General features: G+C 62.2%; 15 protein-coding genes. 5 read left to right on the top strand and 10 right to left on the bottom strand.

The features are described from left to right. Positions 1–7: 7 nt before the first annotated feature. Positions 8–772, bottom strand: a complete 765-nt coding sequence (locus ACZ9HU_RS02830; RefSeq protein ID WP_476102093.1) for an SDR family NAD(P)-dependent oxidoreductase — start codon at positions 770–772, stop codon at positions 8–10. A 118-nt stretch (positions 773–890) separates the two neighbouring features. Between ACZ9HU_RS02830 and ACZ9HU_RS02825 the strand changes: the two genes are divergently transcribed. After that, positions 891–1,850: a VOC family protein gene (locus ACZ9HU_RS02825; RefSeq protein ID WP_476102091.1), complete on the top strand. Its 960-nt coding sequence runs from the start codon at positions 891–893 to the stop codon at positions 1,848–1,850. On the opposite strand, the gene ACZ9HU_RS02820 is transcribed toward ACZ9HU_RS02825, so the two are convergent. From ACZ9HU_RS02820 to ACZ9HU_RS02805, 4 genes are read right to left on the bottom strand one after another with little or no spacing between them, the layout of a single operon-like run. Continuing rightward, complete coding sequence (locus ACZ9HU_RS02820) at positions 1,837–2,466, bottom strand: isochorismatase family protein (RefSeq protein WP_476102089.1); 630 nt, start codon at positions 2,464–2,466, stop codon at positions 1,837–1,839. The genes ACZ9HU_RS02825 and ACZ9HU_RS02820 overlap by 14 nt on opposite strands. Next, on the bottom strand, positions 2,463–3,086 hold the full coding sequence (leuD, locus tag ACZ9HU_RS02815) for a 3-isopropylmalate dehydratase small subunit (protein WP_476102087.1): 624 nt from the start codon (positions 3,084–3,086) through the stop codon (positions 2,463–2,465). The genes ACZ9HU_RS02820 and leuD overlap by 4 nt, the downstream gene beginning before the upstream one ends. Further along, the gene (gene leuC, locus ACZ9HU_RS02810) at positions 3,083–4,513 is read right to left on the bottom strand and encodes a 3-isopropylmalate dehydratase large subunit (RefSeq protein ID WP_476102085.1); all 1,431 of its coding nucleotides are present in this window, start codon (positions 4,511–4,513) and stop codon (positions 3,083–3,085) included. Before leuC ends, leuD begins: the two co-directional genes overlap by 4 nt. Before the next feature lies 1 nt (position 4,514). Next, a complete protein-coding gene (locus tag ACZ9HU_RS02805) occupies positions 4,515–5,507 on the bottom strand; it encodes an alpha/beta fold hydrolase (protein ID WP_476102083.1) in 993 nt (330 codons plus the stop codon). Positions 5,508–5,744: 237 nt separating this feature from the next. Between ACZ9HU_RS02805 and ACZ9HU_RS02800 the strand changes: the two genes are divergently transcribed. The 4 genes from ACZ9HU_RS02800 (at position 5,745) to ACZ9HU_RS02785 (ending at position 10,877) form a co-directional block, all read left to right on the top strand. Beyond that, a complete protein-coding gene (locus ACZ9HU_RS02800; protein WP_476102081.1) occupies positions 5,745–7,199 on the top strand; it encodes a flavin monoamine oxidase family protein in 1,455 nt (484 codons plus the stop codon). A gap of 104 nt (positions 7,200–7,303) precedes the next feature. Beyond that, the gene (locus tag ACZ9HU_RS02795) at positions 7,304–8,230 is read left to right on the top strand and encodes a polysaccharide deacetylase family protein (RefSeq protein ID WP_476102079.1); all 927 of its coding nucleotides are present in this window, start codon (positions 7,304–7,306) and stop codon (positions 8,228–8,230) included. Further along, positions 8,227–9,378, top strand: coding sequence for an FAD-dependent monooxygenase (locus ACZ9HU_RS02790; protein ID WP_476102077.1), 1,152 nt, complete (start codon positions 8,227–8,229; stop codon positions 9,376–9,378). The genes ACZ9HU_RS02795 and ACZ9HU_RS02790 overlap by 4 nt, the downstream gene beginning before the upstream one ends. Further along, positions 9,375–10,877, top strand: coding sequence for an aldehyde dehydrogenase family protein (locus tag ACZ9HU_RS02785; protein ID WP_476102075.1), 1,503 nt, complete (start codon positions 9,375–9,377; stop codon positions 10,875–10,877). Before ACZ9HU_RS02790 ends, ACZ9HU_RS02785 begins: the two co-directional genes overlap by 4 nt. A 61-nt stretch (positions 10,878–10,938) precedes the next feature. Here the strand turns inward: ACZ9HU_RS02785 and ACZ9HU_RS02780 are convergent, their stop codons facing one another. The 5 genes from ACZ9HU_RS02780 to ACZ9HU_RS02760 all read right to left on the bottom strand — a co-directional run bounded on the left by ACZ9HU_RS02780 (position 10,939) and on the right by ACZ9HU_RS02760 (position 17,817). Beyond that, positions 10,939–11,733: an IclR family transcriptional regulator gene (locus ACZ9HU_RS02780; RefSeq protein WP_476102073.1), complete on the bottom strand. Its 795-nt coding sequence runs from the start codon at positions 11,731–11,733 to the stop codon at positions 10,939–10,941. A 113-nt stretch (positions 11,734–11,846) separates the two neighbouring features. Continuing rightward, complete coding sequence (locus ACZ9HU_RS02775; RefSeq protein ID WP_476102071.1) at positions 11,847–12,968, bottom strand: zinc-binding dehydrogenase; 1,122 nt, start codon at positions 12,966–12,968, stop codon at positions 11,847–11,849. A 4-nt stretch (positions 12,969–12,972) separates the two neighbouring features. Continuing rightward, on the bottom strand, positions 12,973–13,827 hold the full coding sequence (locus ACZ9HU_RS02770; RefSeq protein ID WP_476102069.1) for an isocitrate lyase/PEP mutase family protein: 855 nt from the start codon (positions 13,825–13,827) through the stop codon (positions 12,973–12,975). A gap of 62 nt (positions 13,828–13,889) precedes the next feature. After that, positions 13,890–15,752, bottom strand: a complete 1,863-nt coding sequence (locus tag ACZ9HU_RS02765) for a hydantoinase B/oxoprolinase family protein (RefSeq protein ID WP_476102067.1) — start codon at positions 15,750–15,752, stop codon at positions 13,890–13,892. 16 nt (positions 15,753–15,768) lie between these two features. Further along, the gene (locus ACZ9HU_RS02760; protein WP_476102065.1) at positions 15,769–17,817 is read right to left on the bottom strand and encodes a hydantoinase/oxoprolinase family protein; all 2,049 of its coding nucleotides are present in this window, start codon (positions 17,815–17,817) and stop codon (positions 15,769–15,771) included. Positions 17,818–17,968: the final 151 nt, after the last annotated feature.

The following is a 17,968-nucleotide window of genomic DNA, read 5'->3' as shown; positions in this document are numbered from 1 at the left end:
TTTGAAATTATCGCCCGCCCGCCACGTCCAGCGTGGTGCCGGTGATGTAGCTGGCCTCATCGCTGGCCAGAAACAGGATCGCGTCGGCCACTTCTCGCGATGTGCCAAGGCGATGCATCGGCACCATCCGGCTGGGGGCATATTCCAGCCCCTTTTCATCCATTGCGCGCAAATAGGGCCCGGCGAGTTCCGTATCGATAGGGCCGGGGGCCACGGCGTTGATGGTGATGCCCGTATCGCCCAATTCGATGGCCAAGGCCCGGACAAAGCCGATCACCCCGGCCTTGGCGGTGGAATAGGGCGAGGAGCCTGTATAAAAGGCGTTCCACACCGTGCCGTTACGCGCGCCCGATGACAGGCATACGATCCGACCATAGGCGCGCTGGGTCATATGGGGTACGGCGGCGCGGGTGCAAAGGAACATGGAGCGCAGGGAAAGCGCCATTGTCTGTTCCCAATCGGACAGCGATAGATCCGCAATCCGGCCCGACCGGCCGCCTCCGACATTGTTGATGAGGATGTCGATTGGGTGCCACGCGACAGCGGCCGCAAACATGGCCGCAACTTCGGTCTCGCTTGTGACATCACAGGGAATCGTCAAATGTGGCGTATCGCCCAGCAATTGGGCCGTTTCGGCAAGCCTTGCCTCGTCTCGGTCAACAAGAACCAGGCTCGCGCCCTCTTCGGCAAGGCGCAGTGCGGAGGCGCGCCCAATGCCAAGGCCCGCGCCGGTGATGAGGGCGGTCTTACCGCCAAGTCGTGACTGGATCATGGTGCAGCAGGCTATGAATGACGGGGCGAGAAGGGATTTGTTTGCGCACTCTATCCGCTGGTCGGAAAAGGGCGTGCCCTGCGTTGCGATGGGTTGGAACGGGGCGCAGCGATAAGGGATGATCGCATTGAACAATGGTTTCGAAGAAGCGGTGGCAATTGTCGCCGACGCCCATGCAAGCGCGGCGCGACTTTGCGCGGCAACCGGCTTTGTGCCACTGGCCCAAGGCGCGGTGGATGGCGGGGCGCTGGCGTTGCTGGGCGTAGAGGGCGGGGCCAAAGAGGTTCTGATCGGCCATCCCGATGTGGCGCGCGGTCGTATTCGTCTGATTCAGATTGATGGGCCGGTCGCGGGTCTGAACCGCGAAGGTGGGCAGGCGTGGGATCCGGGCGGTATCTTCGATATCAATCTGCGCGCTTTGCCCTCTATCGAGGCGCTGCAACAGGCCATGGTTGCTCAGGGGTTTGTTGCCCATGCGCCGATCACCGATTGGGACTTTGGCCCTCTGGCTGTGCGTGAAGTGGTCAGCAGCGATGCCGATGGGATCTGTATCGCCTTGATGGAACGGGTGCGCCCGCCGTTGCAGGGCTATGATGGCGTATCCGGCCCGGCCAGCTATGTGTTCAATTCGACCCAGGTGGTGCCCGATTTCGAGGCCGCCCGACATTTGTACCGCGATTGTCTGGGATGGGTTGCGGTACAGGAAACCGACGGCATGGCGGCGCAGGAAAGCGGGGCCAATTGCATGGGGTTGCCCGAAGGTATTGCGGCACAGATACCGATGCGGATCGGCATCTATCACCCGCAAGGGCGCATGGAAGGTTCGGTGGAAATCATCGAATATGGTGTGCGCGGCCACGATTTTTCAGGCTTTGAGCCGCCGATGCGGGGTTGGGCCGCGCTGCGCTTTCCGGTGAGCGACGTGGATGATTTCATCAATCGGGCAAAGCAGGGCGGTTGCCGGATCATCGGCCCGCTGCCATCGCATTGGGCGCCGCATGGGGCCGGATTGGCCGCCGCCGCGATCACCCCTTGGGGTGCGCGGCTGGAGGCTTTTGAGGAAATTATAGCGTCTTAAGGTAAGCGATGGCTTCGGCCTCGCTGACCACATCGGCATATTTGGCGTTCATGTCGAACAGGTTGGCGTCATGCGGCCCGGCATGACGGTCGCCGCATGCGTCCGCGATGACGGCGGTTTTGAACCCATGGCTCATCGCATCGACGCAGGAGGCGCGAACGCAGCCAGAGGTTGAAAGGCCGGTCAGGAACACGCTGTCCACACCCATCGCGGTCAGAGTGCTGGCCAGCGAGGTGCCGAAAAAGGCGCTGGGATATTGCTTGGGAATGACCAGTTCGTCCTCAAACGGTTCGAGGCCCGGACCCCATGCGGCCATCGGATGCCCCTTGACGAAATAGCGCAGGGGAGCAGCCTTTTCAAAGAAGCGCCCGCCATCCACGCCGCTGGCATGATATTCGACGCAGGTCAGGATGACCGGGACGCCCGCCTCGCGCGCCACTTCGCGCACGCGCAGGGCGCTCTCGATGGCGTCGAACACGGGCTGGCCGCAATAGAGGTCGCAATCTTCCTCGAAGTAGGCGCGGCAAAAATCGATCATTACCAGCGCGGGCTTTTTCCCGAAACCAACGCTTGTGTTATAGGCGCGCTTGTAATTTTCGAGCAGGTCGTCGCTCATTTCGCTTCATCCTTGGCATAGAGCCAGGGCGATGCGGCCTTCTGGCTGGTTTCAAAGGCGTCGATCGCACCCGCATATTGGTTGAGCAGCACCGCGGTTTCATCCCAGCCGTTGAGCAGGGCCAGTTTGCGTTCCGGCGCGATATCAAAGTCAAAGGCGCGGTTCCCGACGGTCAGGCTCTGCGTCTCAAGATCGACGGCGAAATTCTGTTCGGTTTGCGCGGCCACCATCAATTCGGCCACCGTTTCGGCGGGCAAGGTGATGGGCAGGATGCCGTTGCGCTGGCAATTGGAATGAAAAATCTCGCCAAATCCGGTGGCGATGATGCAGCGCACACCAAGGCCCGCAATCGCCCAGACCGCCTGTTCACGGCTGGAGCCGGAACCGAAATTGGCCCCGGCCACGATAAAGGGCGCGGCGTTGAAGGGCGTACGGTTCAGAACGTAATCGGGGATTTCGTTGCCCGCGCCATCATACCGGCGATCATGGAACGCATAGCGGCCCAGACCGGCCTTGGCCGTAATCAGCAGGAAACGCGCGGGAAAGATGATATCGGTGTCGATATTCTCTTCCGGCATCGGTGCGGCGTGGCCCGACAGGGTGGTGAAAGGCTGGCTCATGCCGCAAACTCCCGTACATCGGCAATATGGCCCGCGATGGCGGCGGCGGCGGCCATGGCCGGGCTCATCAAATGGGTGCGACCGCCCGGACCCTGACGGCCCTCGAAATTGCGGTTGCTGGTGCTGGCGCAGCGTTCGCCCGGTTTCAGGCGGTCATCATTCATCGCCACGCACATTGAACATCCCGCAAGGCGCCATTCAAACCCGGCCTCGATCAGAATGCTGTCCAGCCCCTCGGCCTCGGCGGCGGCGCGGGTGGCGGCGGAACCGGGGACGACAATGGCCTTGATGCCGGGGGCCACTTTGCGGCCCTTGGCGACGGCTGCGGCGGCGCGGATGTCCTCGATCCGGCCATTGGTGCATGACCCGATAAAGGCATGGGTGATGGGCACGCTGGTCAGACTTTGCCCCGCATCCAACCCCATATAGGCCAGCGCCTTTTCGGCCTGACGACGTTCTGTCCCTTCGGGCAACAGCGCGGGGTCGGGCAGGGGGGCATCGACGGGCAATGTCTGATCGGGCGTCGTGCCCCAGCTGACCTGCGGGACAAGGGTGGCGACGTCGATCTCGATCACGCGGTCATAGGCCGCGCCCTCGTCGCTGGCCAATTGGCGCCATGCGGCGACGGCCTGATCCCACAGCGCGCCCTTGGGGGCAAGACGACGGCCCTTGAGGAAGGCGAAGGTGACGTCATCTGGCGCGACCAGACCGACGCGGCTGCCCGCTTCGATCATCATGTTGCACAAGGTCATGCGCTCGGCCATGCTCATGGCGCGCACCGCTTCGCCGGTGAATTCCACCGCATGGCCTGTCGCACCATCCGCACCGATGCGGGCGATGATCGACAGGGCTATGTCCTTGGCAAAGACCAGAGGGTTGCGTTGACCCGACAGCTCGATCCGCATGGTCTTGGCGCGTTTTTGGCGCAAACATTGCGCCGCCATGACGGTGCCCTGTTCCGAAGCGCCGATCCCGAAGGCCAAGGCTCCGAAAGCACCATGCGTGGTGGTATGGCTGTCGCCGCAAACGATAGTGGTACCGGGCAGGGTGAAGCCGCTTTCCGGCCCGATCACATGGACGATGCCCTGTTCCGCGCCATCCAGTTCGGCATAGGGCACCGCAAAATCGCGGACATTGCTTTCCAGCTCGGCAATTTGCGAGGCGGCCTGCGCATCCTCAATCGTGCCATGGCGGATGCCATCGGCGCGCGGGCTGCGTGTTGGTACGGCATGGTCGGCCACGGCAATATGGGTTTCCGGGCGGCGCAATTGGCGCCCCGCCTCGCGCATGGCGACAAAGGCCTGCGGGCTGGACACTTCGTGCAGGATTTGACGGTCGATATAGAGCAGCGTCTCGCCGCCGGGCAGTTCGGCCACGGCATGGGCGTTCCACAGCTTTTCGTAAAGCGTTTGGGCAGTCATGGACATCTCAGCGTTTGGGGGTGCCGGCCTCGACATAGGCGGCGATAAGTTGGGCAAAGCGGTCGCCCACTTCGAGCGGAGGATAATGGCCGACATCGGGCATCAGCACGCGGCTGATCGTGGCGTTGGACAGGTAGCGCGCGATGTGGTTGGCCGCGATTTCCGGCAAAAGCGGGTCACCCGTACCCCAGATCAGGAAAGTGGGGGCCTTGACCTTGGCCATTTCAATCGTGGCCTGTTTGCCGTCGCCAATGCGGGCGACCAGAGCGACGGGGTACTTTTCTGGAGTACGGCGGTTGAAATCATAATATTCGTCGCGGGTTTTCTTGCTGATCCGCTTGGGATCGCCCGCGAAATAGCCCAGATAGTCGTCCCAATAGGGGCGGTCGTTATAGCCACCATTGGCCTTGGCACGGGCAATCCCGTCGACAAAGCTCTTGGGCATGACCAGATGGCTGGTGTCGACCGGATCGCTGGGCGTGTTCGACAGGATCAGCCGTTCGACCAGTTCGGGGCGTTTTGCGGCCAGATACATGCCCATCGTGCCGCCGCTCGACACGCCGATAAAAGTGACCTTCTTCACATGCAGCGCGTCTAGCAGACCTTCGGCAATCTCGACCGGCTGAACATTTTGCGCGACGTCATCGGAAATCCGGCCCGACAGGCCATAGCCGGGAATGTCAAAACGGATGATGCGATAGCGGGTTTTCAGCCGCGCCGTGATCACGTCCCATGTGCGCAGGGTCGAGACCGAACCGTGGACCATATAGAGGACGGGGGCATTGCGCGGGCCTTCGTCCTTGTAATGGACCTCAACGCCCTTGATCGTCGTGAACCGGCTTGCCGGATCGCGATATTTGGCGCGCAATTGTTCGACCGACAGATAGGGATGGGCCGGGGCGACGGAAGGCACCGGCGCGCTCTGGGCGTGGACCGGCAGGGCGCCGACACTGGCGGCCATCATCGAGCTGATCATCAAAGCAGGGCGCAGGCACTTCATCGCTTTCTCCACCTATATCGGGTGCGAATACCTATTGGGTCGCTTGCGCTTTACGGCAATGCGTCCAACAACGGCCCCGAACAGGCACCCGCGTTGCAAGGGACATGATGATGGCTTTGCCCGTCAATTTCCGAAACGGAAAGCACGCTATCCGACAGGTGGTGATGGGGCGGGCCCGGATCGACAGGCTTGCGCCCAAAGTGTGCATTGCAGGCAAGCAATTCTTGGAGTTTGACAATGGGCGTTGACCGGCGCGGATTTACCTTTGGCCTTGGCATGGCGGGCCTGATGGCGGCAACGCCCGCGCTTGCACGGGGGGCGGCCAGGGTCGCCAAGCCCGCCGCTCCGCGGGGCACCGATGTGATCGTGCTGGGCGCGGGGATTTCGGGCCTGAACACGGCCTGGCTGCTTGAGCAACAGGGGCTGAAAGTCACCGTTCTGGAAGGGCGTCAACGCGTCGGCGGGCGGATCATGACCCTGATGGATCAGCCCGGCTATCCCGAAATGGGCTTTAACTCGATGGCCGAGGGGTATGGGCGCGGGATTGACGCGGCGGCCCGTGCTGGCGTGGCTCTGGAGGAAGTGGGCGCGCGCTATCGCATCGGCGGGGCGCCGGGGCTCTATATTAACGGCAAGCTGCTGAGCCGTGAGGAATGGGCCAAGCATCCGGGCAACCCGTTCCCCGATACGATGAAGACCTTCATGCCCGCCGAACTGGTCAACACGCTGATCGCCAAACACACGCGATTGAAGGACTGGAGCCAGTGGGCGGACGCGGCCAATGCCCCGCTCGACATCTCGCTCTATGAATGGCTCAAGGCGCAGGGCCTGTCGGATCAGGCGATCCATCTGGCCAATGACGTTTCGCCCTATTACGGTTCGAATGCCTATGATGTTTCGGCGCTGATGCTGGAATATAATGACGGCTTCGTAAAGGCGCAGATGGCGACGGGCATGAAGTCGTTGGCCATCAAGGGCGGCAATCTCAACCTGCCCATCGCCATGGCCAAGCAGTTGAAGGGCGACCTTCTGCTGGGCAAGGAAGTGGTGGCGATTGAAACCACCGCCACCAATGCCACGGTCACCTGCGCGGATGGATCGGTCCATACGGCGGGCCGGGTGGTTTCCTCGCTGCCTTTTTCGACGCTGCGCCATGTGCATGTGATGCCGGGTCTGTCGGGGGTTCAGGCCCGCGCTGTCGCCACCATGCCTTATCAGCCGCTCTCCATCGCGTTCCTGACGGCCGCCGCGCCTTTCTGGGAAGAGGACAAGCAGGCCCCCGGCATGTGGACCGATGGTGTGACCGGCGTGGTGACGCCCCAGCGTTTCGGCGCAACGCCGGAGGAAATCACCGGCTTTACCGTACAGGCGCGCGGCGCGATGGCCCATTACTGGGATGGTATGGGCAAAGAGGCGGCCTTGGCCACCATCATCGCCGGGATCGAGGCGATCCGCCCCTCCACCAAGGGCAAATTGCGCGGCGCGGCCTATTTCAGCTGGGTGGGCGAACGCTTCAATCAGGGCGATTGGGCCTATTTCAGCCCCGGACAGGTGGCGGGCGTGATGACCGAGATCGGCAAGCCTGCGGGCCGCCTGCATTTCTGCGGCGAGCACACCGCCACAGGCGCGCGCGGGCTGGAAGGCGCGCTGGAATCTTCCGAACGCGTCGCGCTGGAGATCCTGTCCGCCTGATGCGCATTTGTTCGCATTGCGGAGAGTCGTCCCTTGATGATGGGATCGGCGGGTCAATAGTGATTGGGTCGCCACAACATATTTTGCCAAGCGAGTAACGTCTCATGGAATATGACTACATTCCCCTTCCCGCCCGCCAGCCTTTGAAGTGGCCGAACGGGGCGCGGGTCGCGCTGATCCTGACCTTCAACCTTGAGACGTGGGATCTAACCAAGGACAGCGACAAGCCCTATTATGCGGGCGGGCCCGCAATCCTGCCGGATTCGCTGCCGGCCAACACGCCCGATTTCCCCAATTTCACCTGGCGCGAATATGGTCAGCGGGTAGGCATTTGGCGTCTGTTCGACCTGTTCGACGAATTGGGCGTCAAGGCGAGCTGCACCACCAATGCCGTCACGTTCGAACGCCGCAAGGCGATGACCGATGCGTGCCTTGAGCGTGGCTGGGAATTGCTGACCCACAATTGGGAACAGGGCGAATTGTTGACCTCTTTCGCCCATCAGCCGGAAAAAGAGCGCGACATCATCCTGCGTTCGTTGGATCAGTTCGAAAAATACACCGGGCGCAAGTCGAAGGGCTGGCTCTCGTCCTCGCTGCGCGGGACGATGCAGACGGCCGATATTCTGGCCGAATATGGCTGCAAATTCTACTGCGACATCATGAACGATGATCAGCCTTACCTGCTGAAGACGCCGAACGGGCCGATTGTTTCGGTGCCATATTCGAATGAAATCAACGATTTTACCTTCATCACCCGCAAGAACTTCACCACCGATCAGTTCCGTGATGCGCTGATCGAGGAACTCGACGTGCTTTATGCCGAGGGCGCGAAGACGGGCCGGATCATGAATGTCGGCCTCCACCCGCATGTGTCGGGTCGCGCCCACCGCGTCCGGGCGCTGCGTGAATTCATCGAACATGCCAAGAGCCTGCCCGGCGTGTGGTGGGCCACGCGCGAAGAGATCGCCGAATGGTATCTGGCCAATCATGAGAGCCACATCCCCGGCCAGCTTGAAGGCGGTGCAAAGTGAGCAAGCCGCAGACCATCCTGATCGTTGGCGGCGGCGTGGCGGGCATGACCGCCTCGGCCGCGCTGGCCCAGCAGGGTTTCAAGGTGACGCTGCTCGAATCCGCGCCCCAGTTCGGCGAAATTGGCGCAGGGTTGACCCTGACGCCCAACGCGATGAAGGGGCTGGATTTCATCGGCATCTGTGAGGAAGCGGCAGCGGTTGCCGTTGAACCCACCCGCCAGCGCATCCAGCACTGGCAGGATGGGCGCACGCTGGTGGCATTTGACCGCTCGACTCAGCGTGAGAAATATGGTGCCCCCTATATCACCGTTCACCGGGCCGATCTGCACGGGGTGATGACAAGCGCGGCGCAGCGCGCCGGGGTGGAAATGATCGCCGGAGCGCAGGTCGTTTCGAGCGAGGGAACCACCGTGACGCTCGCCGACGGGCGGCAATTCAGCGCGGATGTTCTGGTCGGCGCGGATGGCGTAAAGAGCGTTATCCGCCAGCGCTTTGGCGATGATGCCCCGCATTTCACGGGCCATGTCGCATGGCGCTGCCTTGTGCCGGTGACGCCGGAAATTCAGGATCTTTCCGATTTTCCCGGCATCATCATCGGTCCCGGCGCGATGATGAACCGCTATAATGTGCGCGGTTCAAAGGTGATGAACTTCGTCTTCTTCGCCCGGCAGGAAGGCTGGAATCAGGAAGGCTGGACCACGCCCGCCGATCCCGAAGAGCTTCAGGCGATTTACGGCCATTGGTGTGAGGATGCGCAGCGCCTGCTGAAGGCAGCGATTGCGCAGCCATTGTTCAAATGGGCGATTAACGCGCGTAAGCCAATGCCGACCTGGGTGCTCGACGGCAATGTCACGTTGATCGGTGATGCGGCCCATGCGATGACGCCTTTCCTTGGCCATGGCGCGGCATGCGGGATCGAGGATGCGGTGGTGTTGGCCCGCGCGCTGGCCGCGGCTGATTCTGCTGCCGAAGGCCTTGCCCGTTATGAAAAGGCCCGCCACGAACGGGCCACGTTCATCCAGCAGGAATCGAACGCCAACGCTGACCGCATGCAGGGGCAGAACACCGATTTCTTCGGCCTTGAAGGTATGAAGGATGAGGAATCGCTTGGCCTGTTCCTGTATGATCCAAGGAATGTCGAAGTATGAACGTGCAGCCCTTTGACGGTCACGCCATCGCGCCCGAAACCGCCACCTTTCTGGGCCAGCAGCATCGGCTGCTGATCGATGGGGCATGGGTTGATGGCAGCGGCGAGCATGTCACCCGCGACCCTGCCACGGGCCTTGAACTGGCCCGTTTCGCCACGGGCGGTGCGGCGGAAGTCGACGCTGCCGTAAAGGCCGCCCGCCGCGCCTTTAATGGTGCATGGGGGCGGATGACGGTTTCCGACCGCACTGCGATCCTGTTCCGCCTCGCCCGGATCATGGAGGCCAACGCGCAGCTTTTGACCGAGCTGGACATCATCGACAATGGCATGCCCAGCTTTATCGCGGGGCTGACCACGGCCAATTGCGTGGAAATGGTCGATTATTACGCCGGCGCCGTGATGCGGATCGAGGGCACAACCACCGCCCCGCCGCGCCATATCGCCGCCGAGACCGAAGCGCTGACCTATACCTTGCGTGAGCCGGTGGGCGTTGCAGGTCTGATTGTGCCGTGGAATGTTCCGCTGTCCACCGCCATCCTGAAACTGGCGCCTGCGCTGGCGGCGGGTTGTACGGTGGTGATGAAGCCTTCGGAGGAAACCCCGCTTTCGGTGCTGGCGCTGGGGCAGATGATTTTGGACGCTGGTTTTCCGGCGGGCGTGGTCAATATCGTCAATGGTTTTGGCGGTGATTGCGGCGCTGCGCTGGCGGCGCATCCCGACGTGGACAAGATCAGCTTTACCGGATCGACCGTGACGGGGAAGAAGATCGTTCAGGCCGCCCTTGGCAACCTCAAAAAGGTCAGCCTTGAACTGGGTGGCAAGTCGCCAGTGGTGGTGATGCCCGACGCGGATCTTGCTCTGGCGGTGCCGGGCGTGGCGCTGGCCACTTTCTTCCTTCAGGGGCAGAATTGTATGGCGGGCACGCGCATCTTTGCGCATGAAGCCATCCATGATGCGTTGGTCGAAGGCGTGGCTGCGTTTGCCGCGAATATGAAGCTTGGTCACGGCCTTGATCCTGCGACGTTACAGGGCCCTATGATCTCGGACGCCCATAGCGCCAAGGTGATGGGCTACATCGAGGCAGGCAAGGCAGAAGGCGCGACGCTGGTCTGCGGTGGGGAAAAGCTGGATCGGCCCGGCAATTTTATCCCGCCCACGATCTTTACCGATTGCCGCCCGGATATGTCGATCGTGCGTGACGAAATCTTTGGCCCGGTCATGTCGGTCCAGAAGTTTTCGACCACCGACCTCGACGGAATTGCCGAACTGGCCAATGACACGCCCTTTGGCCTGTCGGGCAGCGTGTGGACCAAGGATCTTTCCACCGCGCATCGCATGGTGAAACGCATCCGTTCGGGTCATGTCTCGATCAACTGTCACGGGGCCGTCGGCACCAATATCCCCTTTGGCGGCTTTGGCCAATCGGGTTGGGGGCGCGAATTTGGCAAGGATGGGCTGGACGCCTATCTCGAAACCAAGGCGGTAACGGCGCGTCTTTGACGCCATCGTCGAAAAATAAAGGAAAGGCGGCGGGAACGGTCGGGTCCCGCCGCCTTTTTTCTTATGCGCTGCCCAGCGGCGCGCCGTTCGACAGATCATGGCTGATGGCCGCCGCCGTCGCCTTCAAATCGTCGAGGTAGCGTTCGAGCGCGGTGGACAATTTCATCGCCGCGACAAAGAAGGCCAGCGTCATCGCCGCTTCAAAATGGCCGTTCTTGAAGATCGGCACGGCAATCGACGAGGTCTTGCCCGGCGTCAGATTGTGGTGGTTACGACCCTGTACCGCATAGCCTTCCGTGCGGATACGTTCGACGTCCAGCCCGACTTCGGCGGTGGCCAGATAGTTGAGGTCGATATCCTGTGACACGCGCATGAAGCGCAGGATCATCTCGCGATCTTCATCATCGGCAAAGGCCATCGACACTTTGCCCGATGCGCTGTCCAGAATGGGCAGGGTGAAGCCGGGATAATAATGTTCAAAGGTCAGCGAGGAATTCGCGTGGGTGGAATCGCGCAGCATCATGTCGCGCCCTACGCGAATGGCCACCGATACCGGCCAACCCACGCGCTTGGTCAATGCAACAATATGCGGGCGGGCGATGCGCACCAATTCATCGTCATGCTGAAACCCGGTGGCCAATGTCTGGACCAGCGCGGTGGCGCGGTAACGCTTGCGGGCCGGCTCCTGCTCGATCAGGCCTTCATACAGCAACGTCTGCACGATACGACATGCCGTGGGATAGGGCACCTGGCTCGCCTTCGCGATTTCCATCATCGAAAGCGAGCCGTGTCTGTTGATCGCCTTGAGCGCTGCAATCGACCGCGTGATCGAGCGAATCGGAACTCCCTTTTCCATGACCGTATTCTCCCTGAAACTCTGTTGAAACGAGAGTGTCAGGAGATTGTCATTTTTCCGAATTCCGCGCCACTTTATCCGACAGGCGGATACGCAGTCTGGCGTATGTCCGATCAGGCCCCCGGAATAACCACCTGCCGGATCGCCGCACCGCTGGCCAATTTGTCCATCAAACTGTTGATTTCCGACAGCGGACTGATCGAGGTAAGCAGCTTTTCGACGGGCAGACGCCCAGCGCGCCACAAAGCGATGTAGCGAGGAATATCACGCGACGGGATCGAGGAGCCCATATAGCTGCCCATTAACACTTTGCCGTCGGCGACCAAGGAGAGCGCATTGATCTCCAGCGACTCGGAAGGATTGGGAAGGCCGACCGTGACGATTCGCCCCCCGCGCCGCGCCGCCTTATAGGCGGTGGCCAAGACAACCGCCTTGCCCACGGTTTCAACGACGACATCCGCGCCCAGTGCCGCACCTTCTTCGCCCGGCGCAAAGGCCCCCGCCGCGCCCAGTTCGAGCGCCAACGCCCGCTTTTCCGCGCTGGGATCGACGGCATAGACAGGCTGCGCGCCGGACGCCAAAGCGCCCAGCAGCGCAGCCAGGCCCACCCCGCCAAGACCATAGATCAGCACGCTTTCCCCCGGACGAACGGCGGCGGTGTTCATCACCGCGCCCACGCCCGTCAGCACCGCGCAGCCGAACAAGGCGGCGGTTTCGGCCGGAATGTCGGCGTCCACCTTCACCACGCTGCGCCGGTCCACCACGGCGTGACTGGCAAAGGCCGAGACGCCCAGGTGGTGATGGACATGCGCACCGTCACACGACAGGCGATGCCCCCCGCGCATCAATTCGCCCCGGCCATTGGCCGCCGCGCCATTGGGGCAGAGGTAGCCTTCGCCCGATTGGCACGCGACACATTGGCCGCAGGAGGGCAGGAACACCAGCACCACCCGGTCGCCCACGGCGATGTCCCGCTCATTGGGATCACCAATGGCCAGCACCGTCGCCGCCGCCTCATGCCCCAGCGCCATCGGCATCGGGCGGGGGCGATCCCCGTTGATGACCGACAGATCCGAATGGCACAGGCCCGCCGCGTCAATCCGCACCAGCAATTCGCCGGGCAGCGGATCGGCCAGTTCGACCGATTTCACGTCCAGCGGCTTGTTGGCGCCATAGGGCGCGGGATTGTTGCCGCTCTGGTTCAAAACAGCGGCGGTGATGGTGCGGGTGTTCATGGCTTTACTTCGCCCACTTCTTTTCAAAATCCCAGACTTCGTTGAAGCCGATCAGGCCGCAGAATTCCTTGAAATTGAAAATGCCTTCGGGCTCGCCAATGCCGTGATCCTTAAGATCGCGCAGGCACTTTTCCATGGCCGTGGCCGCCACCAGCGAGGTCAGCGAGGGATAGATGGCATAGGCATAGCCGATCTCTTCCAGCACGCTGGTATTGGGGATGGGGGTCGAACCGCCATTGGCCATGTTGGCCATCACCGGCTTTTCAAACATGGCGCAAGCCTTGGCCATTTCCTCTTCGCTTTCCAGCGCTTCGGGGAAGATGATGTGGGCACCGGCCTTGTCATAGGCCTCCATGCGGCGCATCAGGGCGTCGAAACCTTCGCTCTGGCGCGCGTCGCTGCGGGCGATGATGAGGAAGTCTTCGCTCTCACGCGCGGCGACGGCGACCTTGATCTTGTCGACCATGTCTTCAACCGGGATGCAGCGGCGGAAGGGCGTGTGGCCGCACTTCTTGGGGAATTCCTGATCTTCGAGCTGGATGCAGGTGACGCCGGCCGCCTCATAGCCCTTGACCGTGTGATGGACGTTGAGCAGCCCGCCGTAGCCGGTGTCGCCATCGGCGATCACCGCGCTGTTGCTGGTACGCACCAGCGTGGTCATGCGGTTGAGCATTTCGGTATAGGTGGCGATGCCCGCGTCCGGCAGGCCCCATGCGCTGGCCGTCAGCCAGTAGCCGGTGCCATAAACGATGTCGAAGCCCACCTTGTTGGCGATGGCGGCGGTGATCATGTCCTGAATGCCGGGAATGACGAAGAATTTGCCGCTTTCCAGCTTTTGGCGAAGGATAGGATTAGCCATTATGTTCTTCCTGCAAATGGTAGATCGGCCCCGGAAGCGATGCGCTGCCGGGGCCGGGAATGTTAGGCAACAGTGGCCCACTTGGGCGCTTGCGGCGCGGGCAGGCCGGTTTCGGCCAGACAATTGGCGCGCAGCGTTTCGAGGTCCGGGCCAAAGTTGAAAGTTTCGATCGAGCCGCGCTCTTCGCGCATCTTGGCGCGCAGAGCTTTGGTTGCGGTTTCATCCACCGCGCCGTCGACCAGCACGACGCCGTAACGCAGCGCGCCCTTTTCGGTCACCAGCCCCTGCGCCAATTCCTTGGCCAGCAGCGCGGGGTCGCGATCGAGCGGGTCGCCCCAGCCGCCGCCGCCCCAGGTGATGAAGTGCAGGCGATCGCCGGCCTCGACCGGATAGTCCTCCAGCTTGTTGCCGACGACGATCTCGGTGCCGTCCTTCTTGACCAGAACCTTGCGTGCGCGGGCGCCCGGTTCGCCGCCGTTCACGCCCCAAGGCGGCACGAACCAGCGGTCGTCATGGATAGCGATCACGCCGTCTTCAAGGAAGCGATAGACCATGTCGATGCCATTACCGCCGCGATGCAGACCCGCGCCGCCCGAATCGGCCACCGTTTCATAACGCTCGATGATGAGCGGGAAGTAGCGTTCGAGGAACTCGTTGGGCACGTTGGTAAAGCCGGGGAAGAGCGAATGGCCGTCCGGCCCGTCGCCCATCGGACGGCCCGGAATGCCGCCAAAGCCGATCTGGAACAACTGGAACCACTTGCCCGCCTTGTCCGTGCCCGCATAAAACAGGTGGGGAGACGACGAGAAGCCCGCGGCGTTGAGGAATTCCGGCGTCTTCTGGCCCAGCAGGCCGCCCAGAATGTCGAACAACCGGCCCAGGACGTGGGTACGGCCCGACAAAGCGGCGGGGAACTTGGGCTTGAGGAGCGAGCCTTCCGGAATGCGGACATCGATGAGGTCGTAATAACCGTCATTGAACAGGATCTGGGGATCGAAGACCATGATCATGTAGATGCCAAAGAACATGCGCATCATGTTCTCGTTGAGCAGCATGTTGATCGAGGCTTGCGACTGGGGGTCGGTGCCGTCGAAATCCAGCACCACGCGACCGTTTTCGCGCCACATCGTGCACTTGATCTTGTACGGGCCAAAGCCCATGCCGTCGTCGCAGATATAGTCTTCGAAGCTGACCTTGTCCTCGCCGATCGAGGTCTCGATCAGATGCTTCATCGCGCGGTAGTTGCGTTCAAGCAGCAGGTCCGTCGCCGAGGTGAACATGTCGTCGCCAAAGCGTTCGGCCATTTCCACCACGCGGGCGGCCGCCACGCGGCAGCTTGCGATCAGCGCGTTAAGGTCCGCCTTGCACCAGTCGGCCGTACGGCTTTGGTGCATGACCAGCTTGATGAGGTCTTCGTTATAGACGCCCTTCTTCCAGATCTTGACAGGCGGAATGCGGACGCCTTCCTGAAAGATCGAGGTGGCGTGGATCGGCATCGATCCGGGCACCATGCCGCCGATGTCGCTCTGGTGGCCGAACATCGAGGTATAGGCGATCAGGCGCCCGTCCTTGAACACCGGCAGCAGCACCAGCCAGTCGTTGCAGTGCGAGATCGCCCCGCCCACCGAATAGGGGTCGGACAGGAAGATCAGGTCGCCATCCTCAACCGTGCTGTCGAACCCTTCGAGGAAGGGGCCGATGTACGAGCCGAACTGGCCCACAATCATGCGGCCCTGATAGTCGGCGATCAGAGGGAAGGCGTCGCCCTGTTCGCGGATGCCGGGCGACATGGCGGTGCGCACCAGCGTGGCATCCATTTCGATGCGGGCGTTGCGCAGGGCGTTTTCGATGATGTCCAGCGTGACCGGATCTACGGCCACGGTGGCGAAAGGCGTTTCATTGGCCTGAATGATCTGTGCGGGCATGTGCTTTGCCTCCTTCTCAGGCGAGGTTGATGAGGATGTTGCCGACGTGATCGACGGTGCCGTTACAGCCCGCTTCGATCAGCGTGGTGGAGTCCATTTCGACGACGATGGCGGGACCGGGGATGACATCGCCCGATTGCAGCAGCGCGCGGTCATAGATCGCGGCGGGCACCATCGCGCCATCGGCCCAAAGCTGATGATCGCGGATCTTGGCGCGGTCGACATTGCCGTCGGACTTGGGCAATTCGGGCGCGGGCAGATCGAGCGCCGGACCCATGGCCACGGCGCGCAGGTTCACCAGTTCGTGGGCCGAATCCATGTTGAAGGTGAAGAGGCGCAGATGCTCGGCATCAAAGCGATCCGTCACAGCCTTCAGACCATCGCGCTTGAGCGTTTCCGGATCGATCGAGAGCGGCACTTCAAAGGCCTGGCCTTCATAACGCACGTCCAGTTCGAACTGGCTGGTGATGTCGGCATCATCAATGCCTTCGGCGCGCAGTTCGGCGCGGGTCTGTTCGGCCATTTCCGACAGGATGGCGATGACCGCGTCTTCGGCCGTATCGGCAACCCGCTTTGAGAACGAACGCGCCGTTTCGGTGCGCATACGCGTCGTCGCATCGCCCAGAGCGCACAGCACGCCCGGCGAAACCGGCGACACCGCAGGCCACGAACCCGTTAGACGCGCCACGGCGTTGACGTGGAGCGGACCAGCGCCGCCAAAGCCCATCAGCGCGAAGTCACGGGGGTCATAGCCCTGCTGAACCGAAATCATGCGCAGCGCGCCGAACATGTTTTCGTTGACGATGTCGATGATGCCGCGCGCCGCTTCCATCAGGCCGATGCCCAGCGCGTCGGCGATGGTCTGCACGGCCTTCTTGGCGCCTTCGCGGTCCAACTGGAACGTGCCGCCCAGCAGGTTTTCGGGCAGATAGCCCAAAACCACGTTGGCGTCGGTCACGGTCGGCAGCGTGCCGCCCTTCTGATAGGCCACCGGACCCGGCACGGCGCCCGCCGATTGCGGACCCACGCGCAGAGCCTTGGTCAATTCGGGCACATAGGCGATCGAGCCGCCGCCCGCGCCTACGGTCTTTACGTCCAGAGCCGAGGCGCGAACCTTCAAATGGCCCACTTCGGTGTCACGCTGGCGGCGGGCTTCAAGGCCCTCGATCAGCGCCACGTCGGTCGAGGTGCCGCCAACGTCCAGCGTCAGAATGTTCTTGATGCCCGCATTGCGGCCCACCCAGATCGCGCCGGTCACGCCGCCCGCCGGACCCGACATCAGCAGCGAGACGGGATGCTCTTCCGACTTTTCCGAGGACATCAAGCCGCCGTCCGAACGCAGCAGCGAGAGCGACCCGGCCATGCCCGCACCGCGCAGCTTGTCGCGCAGGTTGCGGATATAGCGGCGCATCACCGGACGGACGCTGGCATTCGCCACCGTGGTCAGGGTGCGCTCATATTCCTGCATTTCGGGCAAAACTTCGTGGCTGAGCGAAACTGGGATTTCCGGCATGATTTCGGCGGCCAGCTCGCCCACGCGCTTTTCATGCGCGCCGTTGAGGTAAGCGTTGACGAGCGAAACGGTCAGCGCCTGAACACCCGCATCGCGCAGGGCGGTCAGCGAGGCGCGGATTTCGTCTTCGTTGATGGGGCTGATTTCATTACCGTCGGCATCCATGCGACCGGCGATTTCGACCGTATCCTGCAACGCGGCCAGCGGTTCGGGCTTGGGCCACACGATCCAGCCGGCAAGGCCGCCGGGTACGAACGAGCGCGCGATCTGCATCACCTGGCGATAGCCCTGCGTGGTGATGAGGCCAACGCGCGCGCCCTTGCCTTCAAGGACGGCATTGGTGGCAACCGTGGTGCCGTGCAGGAAAAATTCGACATCCGAAGGGCTGATCCCGGCCTTTTCGCAGATCGCGGTCACGCCGTTAAGGATGCCTTCCGAACTGTCATGCGGCGTCGAAGGCGTCTTGTGGCGCCAGAATTTGCCGCTGGTCTGATCGAAAAGCAGGAGGTCGGTGAACGTCCCCCCAACGTCTACACCCAATCGGTAGGTCATATTTTCCCCGGCTTCCTTTGGTTTCGTGGCCCGGCCACCTTGGCGCAATGCCTTGGCTTTCCGGCTACAGATGCTCTAAGGCCGTGACGTCATCGTCAGCGCCAATGGGATGAAGGCGTAACGCAATCCCCGCGCTTGGCTCCGGTTTGGG

It is taken from the genome of Novosphingobium sp. Sphag1I (assembly GCF_056279125.1).
This window is presented reverse-complemented; position numbering and strand designations above follow the sequence as displayed.